The following is a 10,059-nucleotide window of genomic DNA, read 5'->3' as shown; positions in this document are numbered from 1 at the left end:
ACCGCGGGGCTTTTTGCTGTCTGGGATATGGAAAGCTCGATAACTACGAACATCCTGGCAGGAGCTCTGGATAGCCTTCCGTGCAGTGGCTGAGCCACCATACGTCTGTGGCACCGATCCTGTAGGCATGGATCTGCCAGCGGCTGGACTGTTTTTTCCAGATCACGTCGATGCGCAGTCCATCCAGTTGAGTGGTACCTGCGCGCTGGTGGACAGGCGTCTGTGCGGGCTGAATAGTCGAACCGTCCGGTCGTTGGGGGTCCAGTTGGGCAAAGGCCCATCTGCCGTTTGATCGCAGATTGTGGGCCACGAAAACGGCATGGGTTCCAAGCTCTTCGCGCGTAGCGTTCCGGACCGCGTCCATCAGCTCCCGTCGCTCTTTAGAGGCGGGCTGAGGCGTATAGACCCCTGGAGTCTTATCGGATCTGTCAGTGGTGACGGAGAAGGGCGATGTGTTCTGCGAGCGGTAAAGGCCGTTCTCGCGGATGGGCGTGCGCGTTGTGTGGCCCTGGGGGGATAAGGTCTGCGCGGTAGTGGGGGTGGGTTCTGGCGCGCGCTCGCACGCCCCCAATATCGACAGACAGGCCAGCGTCATGACCAGCGCACAGCCTCTGGAACAGGCTGTTGAAACAGACCAACCGCAAGACTGGGATATAGCGGGCATAGCTGATCGATACTCCGGAGCGCGGTGGGCAGGCCCCGCCGTTCGGACGTCAATCTAGGATTGTCAGCAGTCTTAAGCCTACGCCATGTATATGGGAGCTAGAGCGTTAACTGCCCTCTTTGGACGGCGGCAAACACCGCTTCGCCACGCGAGTTGACGGAAAGTTTGCGATAGATGGATTTCACATGGTCGCCGACCGTCAAAGGTGAAATCCCCAGCTCACGCGCAGCGGATTTATAAGAGTGCCCCCGCGAGAATAGCGTCAGAAGTTCTGTTTCGCGCGGCGTCAGCCGTTCCTGCGGCGGTGGCTGGGTATTGTCGGGCGAAGGTTTGGGCGTGGCAATGGGGGCCGGATCACGCAGCTGCTGTAACAGAAAGCAGGCGGCGGCGGCGCTGATGGGGGACCCGCCATCCACTGTCACGCGGATGCCGTCCAATATGGCCTCTGTCGAGGTGTCCTTCAGCAGGTATCCGTCGGCACCGGCATTGATCGCGCTGAGAATGGTCTCCTTGTCACCGAATGCGGTGATCACGAGCGAAAACGCCCCGGCAGCCTTTATGTGCGGGATGACATCCAGTCCGCTGCCGTCAGGCAGGCCGAGATCCGTCAGGATCAGGTCGGGTTTGCGGTCCAGAACTGCCGGCAGTTCGGCCAGACAGGTGGCTATGCCGCATAACTCCATGTCCGGCGCTTCGCCCAGAACATAGGCGAAATGCTCACGCACAGGCAGGCTGTCTTCAAGCAGCCCAATACGCAGAACCTTGGGGACGGTGGAGGCGGGGGAGGTTGTTTCTGACATCAGGCGGCAATGGGTTGCGAGTGACTAAGCGGTACAGACAGTTGGACGCGGGTTCCGGGCGAGGCGTCGTGCCATTCTATTTGGCCGCCGATAGCGCTGGCCCTGGTCCTCATATTGCCCAGTCCGTGGCCGCCACTGTCGATCCGGCTCCGATTTTCCGCAGAGAGGCCAGCACCGTCATCGCTTATGGAAATGGACAGGCAGTCGTCAGGCGTGGTGGTGACGCAGACGCTGATCCGTTTGGCCCGGCTGTGCTTCATGGCATTGGTCACGGCCTCCTGCATGATGCGGAACAGTTGCAGGATGTGGTCGGGCGGCAGATCTATTGAAGTCGAGGGTTCGGCATTCCATTCAAAGGCCAGGCCTGCCCCTTCGACCCGAGGACGCACACGGTTTTCGAACACACCGAGCATGGTCTCCAGTGTGGTGACGGAGGCATCGACGGAGTCGATCATCAGCCGGATTTCGTCCATTGCGACCTGAAGGCCCTCGGCCATGCGGTTGTTGTCCACTGCGCCGCGTCTGACCTCCAGCAACAAGCCGACCAGCTGACCGCCGACACCATCGTGCATATCGCGCATCAGACGGCGGCGTTCTTCGCTGCGGGCCTGTCGGTCGATCAGTTCGCGTTCGCGGATATAGGCTTCGGCCAGTTCCGCCTCACGCGATTTGAGGCGTGTCTCCAGCAGGTTGTTCAAGGCCATAGCCGACTGGAACAGGTGGAAATTGCGCTGCAGGAAGGCGATGACGAAGGCCAGTATCAGTATGGCGGCGGAGTCCATGAAATAGCCGCCGGCCAACAGGCCGAACTTGGTGCCGATACCGTCCAGCGCCAGACAGACCGCACAGATCGAAAGCAAGGCGGCCTCGACATAACGGTCTTCACGGGATGTCGCGAAATGCCAGACCAGCCGCAGTAGAACCAGTACACCCGCGGCCAGCGAGAACCACATCCAGGCCGAATCCATCAGGTCAAAGCCCGTGGGCATTGGCATGCGGTTCAGGGCGAAAATCGAGGCCAGAGAAAATACCAGCCAGCATCCGACCAATGCATATTGTCCTGCGATCATGGGTCGTCGGGTCCATGAATCCAGAAAGCAGATGAGGCTGATCGAGACGAGGGTCGTCAGGGAAAAGAAGGCCACCATCCGGCCGATGCCGCCAAAGGGCAGGTCGAAATAAAGCCCATAGGCGGCATAGGCCGTCCACGACCAACACAGGACCAGCAGCCATGCGGCAAACAGCTTGTCCTGCGAGCGGAACACCATGATCAGGGCAAACAGGCCCAGCACGAACGTCAGCGCACCCCCCAGCAGGCGGTAATCGATGGCCTGCCAGAATCGCATGGCCGTCGCGTCGCGCACCTGGTTGTAATCGCCCAGAAGGGGCTCGATCAGGTCGGAGTAGGGGAAGCCGTCGCGGACGGTGATGATATTGAGCTGGTTGTCGCCGACCTTGAGCATGCCCGATGGGACATGCAGCAGGTAGAACTGCTGGCCGTGGAAGGTCTGGTCGCCCTTCTGCATCCGGCCTTTCTTGTGAATGACCGAGCCATTCACGCGGTAGATGAAATTATCGACCTGCTGGAAGGCGACCAGTCCCAGTCCCTCGGCGGGAACGGTGTTGAGCGTGAAGTTCAACCGCAGGGACAGGTAGGACGGGTCACAGCAGTCGGTATGGGGCAGGTTCACCTTGCTGTATCGGGCCGTGTCGGCCACGGCCATCGTCGGCGCGTCCAGCTCCGCCAGCTCGGCATTGGTGAAGGCGATGCGGTCCACGTTGCGGCTGGAAGGCTTGTTGCCCCACGGCACATAGAACAGACCCCAGAACAGGGCCTGTGCCAAAAGGATCATGGCACCGAGGCGCAGAATCTCTTTCCAGCCGGACCTGCCGACAGACGGCATTAAGGCATCCGGGGACGGATCCCCCGTTGTGATGCGCCCCATGAACTCTATCCCCGAAAAACATTACTCGGCGAGAGAATATGGCAAAACATAGGTCTACGGCAACGCTTGTAAGTAAGCCGACCCCCCATATCCGTGGTGCTGCACCCATCGGTCGCAATTGAATACAACCATACGCAGGCAAACACCGGGCTGGACCGGGCGAGCCGCTTGGAAAGCGCTACGAGCGCCCTGATGAGGACATTGGATATGAAAAAGACCTTCCTGTTGGCTGCGGCCGCCGGTGTTCTTTTTGCGGCTCCGGCTATGGCCCAGTCCGCGCACCTGACGGCGACATTCGGCGAAGTTCGCCTCAGCGCCGGCTTCACCCCCGATCCCTATCGCGTCAACATGACCGCAGGGGGCCATATCAACGGTGCCCAGCTGCCGGGCTCGTGCATTGGCAATATCGCCGACGCGCCGGATTTCGAGGTCAACTATGAGGCAGGCAGCCTGCCGCTTGTTTTCCGCACCCTGTCCAGCGCCGACACCACGCTGATCATCAATGGCCCGGACGGCCGCTGGTACTGCGATGACGACAGCTATGGCGACGGCGACGCTATGGTGCGTTTCTCGAACCCGAAGAGCGGCATCTACGACATTTGGGTCGGTGTTCTGGGCAGCAACACCGCCTCGGCCACGCTCGAAATCACCGAGACTCCGTAAGGCGTCCACTGTCTTTGACGCGGGGCGTCCTGCCGGGGCTGGCGGGACGCCTCTGTTATTTCCAATCTGGGGCTGAAACCTATGTCGAATGATCAGGTTAGCGTGACGACCTCGACGTCGTGGTTCTCGCGGCTGGGCAATGCCGTAAAGGGCGTTCTGTTCGGGTTTGTCGCTGTGCTGGGGGCGATCGTGCTCCTGTTCTGGAACGAGGGTCGCTCGATCCAGTCCATCCGTACCAATAACGAAGGCGCGGCCGCTGTGCTCAGCGTCAATCCCGACCGTGTCGATGCAGCCAACAATGGCAAGCTGGTGCATCTCTCGGCGGCGGGTTCTGCCGAGGGGCAGCGCCGCGACGATGTGACGGGTGTGGCCGCCGACGGTCTGATCCTGTCGCGCTCGGTTGAATATTTCCAATGGGTGGAAAGCAGCCAGTCCGAAACCCGCACCAAACTGGGCGGCGGTCAGGAAACCGTGACCACTTACACCTATGCCACCGAATGGACGGGCACCCCGCAGGACAGCGCCGGTTTCAACAATCCGACAGGCCACCAGAATCCGCCCGCGACCCTGAAAGACGGTGTCTTTGCCGCCGAGCAGGCGACGGTCGGGGGCTTCAGGATCTCGGCTCCGGTTCTGAACCAACTGTCGGCGCAGACCCCTCTGCTGCCGTCGGCCGAACAGGCCCAGACTGTCTCCTCCGCGCTTGGCCGTCCGGTCGCGGTTCAGGAGAACGCCTTGTATGTGGGCCAGAACGCCAGTGCGCCCCAGGTCGGGGATATGCGGATCACCTACCGCTACCTGCCGCAGAATACGGTGTTGAGCCTTGTCGGCGCGCAGACCGGCAATGAGATCACCGCCTATCTCACCAAGACCGGCAGCAGCATTCTGATGGTGCGCACCGGCACGGCGTCTGCAGGCGAGATGTTCCAGGCCGCCAAGGCCGCCAACCAGACCATGAGCTGGATACTGCGCGGTGTAGGCTTTGTGGTCATGATCATCGGCTTTTCGATGGTGCTGGGGCCGCTGGGTGTGCTGGGCGACGTGGTGCCCTTTATCGGCTCCATCGTGCGCATGGGCACAGGCCTGATCGCCGGTGTTCTGGGTGTCTCCATCAGTCTGGTGGTGATCGCTGTGGCCTGGCTGGCCTTCCGACCGATCGTTGCGGTCGCCATGCTGGCGGTGGCCGGTGCGGCTGTGGCCGGTGTGCTGTGGCTGCGCAAGAACAAGGCGGCTGCGGCCCCCGCCGTTTCCTGATCACTGCACACCCGCAGGATCTGCAAGGGGTATCCGGCTAAGGCCGGGTACCCTTTCGTCTTTTGATCATCGGCTTGCATTACGTCCGCTGCCACGCCACTGATAAGACATTGTTTTCAGGGGAGCGGGATGGTTATGACTGCAAGTCGCAAAGGCCTGACGGGGGCCGTATCGGCGATGGTGCTGGCGGTATCGGCGGGCGTTGTGGCCATGCCCTCGCCGGTCTGGGCCGGTGCGCAACAGGCGGCGGATGCCGGAGCGGCCGCGCGTCTCAAGACCCTGTATGAGGGAGACTGGGATTTCCGCCAGCGCGAGCGCGGCATGGAGCCGGACGGTCGCGGCGGTTTCAAATCGGGTACCCGCCTGCCGTCGGTCGATCCGGTCAGCCAGCAGCGCCGCATCGATCACGCCCAGCGTGCCCTGGCCGAACTGGACACCATCGCGCTGGATCAGCTCTCCAACGAGGACCGCATCAACGCGGCGGTGCTGCGCACCAATCTGGAGCATGTGCTGATCGATGGCCGCGCCCGCGAGTGGGAGATGCCGTTCAACAGCGACAGTAATTTCTGGACCTATCTGGACCGCGCGGGCGGCCTGCGTACGGTCGAGGATTTCGATCGCCACATCGCCCGCCTGCGCGACATTCCGCGCTATTTCGACGAGCATAAGGTCAATATGCGCGCGGGCCTTGCCCGCGGCTTCAGCGTGCCGCGCGTGACCGCCGAGGGCCGTGACAGCTCGATCCGCAGCTTCATCACCGACACGGCAGAGGCCAACGCCTTCTTCGAGCCGTTCCGCAACATGCCCGCCACCATCCCCGTGGCCGAGCAGGAGCGTATCCGGGCCGATGCCCGCGGGGTGATCATCGAAGAGATCATTCCGGCCTATCGCCAGCTTCTCGGCTTCTACAACGACGAATATGTGCCGCAGACCCGCACCACGCTGGCGGCCTATGACATGCCGAACGGTCCGTCGTACTATGGCGAGCAGATCCGCAAATATACGACCACAGACCTGACCGCAGACCAGATCCACGAGATCGGCCTGTCCGAAGTCGCCCGCATTACTGCCGAAATGCATGATGTGATGAAACAGGCGAACTTTGACGGCACCCTGCAGGAGTTCATCACCTTCCTGCGCACCGACCCCCAGTTCGTGGCCAAGACGCCGGACGAACTGCTGATGACCTCGGCATGGGTGGCCAAACGGGTGGATGCCAAGCTGTCCGAAAACTTCGGCCTGCTGCCGCGTCGCCCCTACACCATCATTCCGGTGCCGGAGGCGCTCGCACCCTTCTATACGGCGGGGCGCGGCGGTCTGGGCTCGTGCCAGATGAACACCTACGACCTGCCCAGCCGCCCGCTGTACAACATCCCCGCCCTGACCCTGCACGAATGCGCGCCGGGCCACAGCATGCAGGCGGCCCTGTCGGCAGAGCAGCAGGGTATTCCGGCCTTCCGCCGCAGCACCTATTTCTCGGGCTATGGCGAGGGCTGGGGCCTCTATACCGAATGGCTGGGCGTGGAGATGGGCATCTATCGCACGCCCTACGAGAACTTCGGTCGCCTGTCCTACGAGATGTGGCGCGCCGCGCGTCTGGTGATCGACACCGGCGTCCATTCCAAGGGCTGGACCCGCCAGCAGGCCATCGACTACCTCGCCAGCCACACCGCCCTGTCGCAGCACGAGGTCGCGACCGAGGTGGACCGCTACATCTCGTGGCCGGGTCAGGCCCTGTCTTACAAGCTGGGCGAGATCACCATCCGCCGCCTGCGGGCCGAGGCCGAGGCCGCGCTGGGCCAAAAGTTCGACAAGCGCACCTTCCACGACCGCATTCTGGCAATGGGGGCCGTGCCGCTGACCACGCTGGAAGAGCAGATGCGGGCCTATATCGAAGAAGAAAAGGCCAAATAAGCCAAAGGCCCGATCCACTGGATCGGGCCTTTTCTTGTTCCTCAGGCGGTGCGCCGCTCGCCGAAAGTCAGCCACAGCGCCCCATAGACCACCGCCAGCAAGACCAGCACCAGGGCTTGCGGGGCCACCTCCTGCAGGCTGGCCCCCATCGCATTCATGCGCACGAAACCCTGAACCGCAGCGGTGGAAGGAAACACATGCGCCACCCACACCAGCAGCTTGGGCATCATGAAATGGGGCCATGCGGCACCGCCAAGGAAGAACAGCAGGGCAGAGGTGCCGACCCAAACCTGAACCACGCGCTCACGCCGGTTGAACAGGGTGCCGAAACACAGGCCCAGCGCCGAACTGGCCGCCGCCAGCACAGGTGACAACAGCAGGATACCCCACAGATCGCCCGCTCTCGGATAGTCCTGGATCCAGAAGATAAAACCGAAATAGAACAGGCTGCTGAGTGTTCCGATGACAATCAGGGCCAGCCATAGACCCAGCCGCCCTGCCAGAGCCAACGGTCGGGCCATGCTCTCACGCCGAATGGCAATCAGCACCCCGGCTCCCATCAACAGGGTCTGTTGAAGGATCACCAGCACCACAGCCGGTACGGCATAATCGCCATACCCCTGTGTCGGATTGAACAGGGATTCCTGTCGGACGGTGGGGGCCAGCTTGGCCACGCGAGCCAGTTCAGGCAGGCCGTCCAGCTGGCTTTCGAAGGTGGCCGCCGCCGCACCGGCCGCGGCCTTTCCGACGCTGGCCACACGCACCAGATAGCCGCCATTCAGCCATACGGCGATGCCGTCAGGCACGCCCTGCGCCAGACTGCGCCCCAGGTTTTCCGGCAGGATGATCACGCCATCGACCACGCCATCCTTCATCAGCTGTTCGGCCTCTTTCGCCGATCCGGTCACGGTGGCGACGTCCAGCCCTTCGCTGCTTCTTAGATGGGAGACAAGGTTGAGCGCGAAGGGCGTCGTGCCGGTGCTGACCACGGCGACGGGCAGGCCCTTGGCCACCTGACCGGAATAGGCCGCCGGATAGTAAAAGCCGTACAAAACCACGGCCAGCAGGAGCAGGCTGCTGACCGGACGGGCCTTGGGCAGTTTGGCAAAGGTCGCGGCAAACGCGCCGGACACGGAGTTCGCCGGCAGGTCATAGGTGAGGGGTGCCGATGTCGCCGGACGTCTGGAGCGCGCCTTCATCGCCAGCCACGCGACGGCCAGGGCGGCAACGGCCATTGCACACAGCAGGGCCAGTTCGAACATCGATGAGCGCACATCTGCGCCGGTCACCCACTGCGCCGTTTGCAGTTGTATGTAGTGGGTAAAGGGCAGGATCTGGCTCCAGACCTGTGCGAACTTCGGCCCGTGGTCAAGGGGCAGGGTGGCGTTGGAAAAAGCGATGGCCGCGCCCGAATAGACAGCTGTAACCGACAGCGACAAATCGATATCCGCCAGTGCGGCGACCAACATGGCCGACACGGAGACAGTGACCGCCATCATCGCGGCCAGTCCAAGCAGCAGCATCGGCATCGATCCAGCCACGTCCCACCCCCTGAACCCTGCCAGCCAAACGATCCACGCCGTTCCCCATGCGGTGAAGATCATCCAGTGCGGCAACAACCTTCCGGTCAGGGCGGCAAACAAATGCCCTTGGCTGCTCAATCGGGTGCGATGGAAACTGCGTCGGAACAGCAGGCGCCCCACGGCCATCAAGGCCGAGCAGGCGGCCAGCAGATGCAGCATTCCCGTGGCCAGAAGGGCGCCGAGGAACAGCTCGAAACTAAGCTGCGGGTTGCCGATAATGGATACCTGGACCGCAGGAGCAGTCAGCTGTGTCGCGGGCAGTCCCATCTGTCGGGCGCGTTCTTCCAGTCGGGGAGCGGCGGCCACACCGATGGCGGCGGATTGCTGCATCGCGGCCATCGATCCCATCGTCTGGAAGGCCCCGTTGAAATAGACGCTGACGGTGGTGTGGTGGCGGAACAGGCCGTGTTTCATCTCGGACGGGAAATGGGCGACCGAATAGATTTCACCGCGCCGCATCAGGGCCATAGCCTCATCCAGGCTGGCCGGCCGATAGGCCACGTCCACAACGGCGCTGGACTGCATCTCGCGTATGGCGGCGCGGGTGAATGCCGTGTCGGCCTGATCGACCACGGCGACCGGAATGTTCTTGGCCACGCCCGGCCCCAGCATCGTGGCCACCGCGACTAGGATCAGCAGCGGCAGGGCAAAGGCCACGACTGCGTCCCAGCGGCGTGTCAGCAGCCGCCGGACTTCCGCCCGCAAATGGGTGGCGAAAACCTGTGGGCCGGTGGTCACCGCGCAGACCAGTTGAACAGCACGCTCATGCCCGGACGCAGGCGCTCGACGGGCTGTGCGGGCTTGGCCTTTACCTCGAAGCTGCGGATATCATAGCCGCGCGACTGGCGCGTCGAGCGGGCGGTGGCATAGCTGCCCTGCGGGCTGATGGCGGTGACGTTGAACGGCACATCCTTCAGGCCCAGCGCGGGGATATCGCCACGGATGACCGAACCGATCTTCAGGTCGGAATACTGGTCCTCGCGCACGGTCAGGGTGACCCACGGATTGGCAGTATCGACGATGGTGAAGACCGGAACGCCCGTCAGGACCAGCTCGCCCACATTGGCGAAACGCTCGGAAATCTCGCCCGCGTGCGGGGCCACCAGCCGCGTCTCGGCCTGAAGGCTTTCGGTCTCGGCGATGGCGGCCTGTGCGCCCTGGACCTGCGCGTCGGCGACGGCCTTTTCCTGAGGGCGGGTGCCCGCGCGGGCCTTAAGGTATTGCTTGCTCGAGGC

At 62.8% G+C, this 10,059-nt stretch carries 8 protein-coding genes; 3 read left to right on the top strand and 5 right to left on the bottom strand.

All coding sequences use genetic code 11. The features are described from left to right. Window positions 1–43: 43 nt before the first annotated feature. From B3H86_RS11750 to B3H86_RS11740, 3 genes are all read right to left on the bottom strand, one after another. The gene (locus tag B3H86_RS11750) at window positions 44–364 is read right to left on the bottom strand and encodes a hypothetical protein (RefSeq protein WP_292054131.1); all 321 of its coding nucleotides are present in this window, start codon (window positions 362–364) and stop codon (window positions 44–46) included. Between the two features lie 398 nt (window positions 365–762). Then, complete coding sequence (locus B3H86_RS11745; RefSeq protein WP_292054129.1) at window positions 763–1,464, bottom strand: response regulator; 702 nt, start codon at window positions 1,462–1,464, stop codon at window positions 763–765. Then, a complete protein-coding gene (locus tag B3H86_RS11740) occupies window positions 1,464–3,368 on the bottom strand; it encodes a sensor histidine kinase (protein WP_292054126.1) in 1,905 nt (634 codons plus the stop codon). The genes B3H86_RS11745 and B3H86_RS11740 overlap by 1 nt, the downstream gene beginning before the upstream one ends. Window positions 3,369–3,617: 249 nt before the next feature. Between B3H86_RS11740 and B3H86_RS11735 the strand changes: the two genes are divergently transcribed. The 3 genes from B3H86_RS11735 (at window position 3,618) to B3H86_RS11725 (ending at window position 7,241) form a co-directional block, all read left to right on the top strand. Beyond that, window positions 3,618–4,073: a peptidase S1 gene (locus B3H86_RS11735; protein WP_292054124.1), complete on the top strand. Its 456-nt coding sequence runs from the start codon at window positions 3,618–3,620 to the stop codon at window positions 4,071–4,073. Between the two features lie 102 nt (window positions 4,074–4,175). Next, the gene (locus B3H86_RS11730; RefSeq protein ID WP_292054122.1) at window positions 4,176–5,327 is read left to right on the top strand and encodes a TMEM43 family protein; all 1,152 of its coding nucleotides are present in this window, start codon (window positions 4,176–4,178) and stop codon (window positions 5,325–5,327) included. A 129-nt stretch (window positions 5,328–5,456) separates the two neighbouring features. Next, on the top strand, window positions 5,457–7,241 hold the full coding sequence (locus tag B3H86_RS11725) for a DUF885 domain-containing protein (protein WP_292054120.1): 1,785 nt from the start codon (window positions 5,457–5,459) through the stop codon (window positions 7,239–7,241). 41 nt (window positions 7,242–7,282) lie between these two features. Here the strand turns inward: B3H86_RS11725 and B3H86_RS11720 are convergent, their stop codons facing one another. Both B3H86_RS11720 and B3H86_RS11715 read right to left on the bottom strand, forming a co-directional pair. After that, window positions 7,283–9,562 (bottom strand): ABC transporter permease, encoded by a 2,280-nt coding sequence (locus B3H86_RS11720; RefSeq protein WP_292054119.1) that lies wholly within the window; start codon window positions 9,560–9,562, stop codon window positions 7,283–7,285. Next, window positions 9,559–10,059: HlyD family secretion protein (locus B3H86_RS11715; protein WP_292054117.1), on the bottom strand; the 501-nt coding region annotated here is incomplete at its 5' end. The genes B3H86_RS11720 and B3H86_RS11715, both read right to left, overlap by 4 nt.

Source organism: Brevundimonas sp. UBA5866, assembly GCF_002432125.1.
Classification (GTDB): domain Bacteria; phylum Pseudomonadota; class Alphaproteobacteria; order Caulobacterales; family Caulobacteraceae; genus Brevundimonas.
This window is presented reverse-complemented; position numbering and strand designations above follow the sequence as displayed.

Excerpts from the sequence above, each read along its gene's own strand:
- B3H86_RS11750 (WP_292054131.1), bottom strand. The coding sequence starts at position 364 with ATGGACGCGGTCCGGAACGCTACGCGCGAAGAGCTTGGAACCCATGCC.
- B3H86_RS11745 (WP_292054129.1), bottom strand. The coding sequence starts at position 1,464 with ATGTCAGAAACAACCTCCCCCGCCTCCACCGTCCCCAAGGTTCTGCGT.
- B3H86_RS11740 (WP_292054126.1), bottom strand. The coding sequence starts at position 3,368 with ATGCCGTCTGTCGGCAGGTCCGGCTGGAAAGAGATTCTGCGCCTCGGT.
- B3H86_RS11735 (WP_292054124.1), top strand. The coding sequence starts at position 3,618 with ATGAAAAAGACCTTCCTGTTGGCTGCGGCCGCCGGTGTTCTTTTTGCG.
- B3H86_RS11725 (WP_292054120.1), top strand. The coding sequence starts at position 5,457 with ATGGTTATGACTGCAAGTCGCAAAGGCCTGACGGGGGCCGTATCGGCG.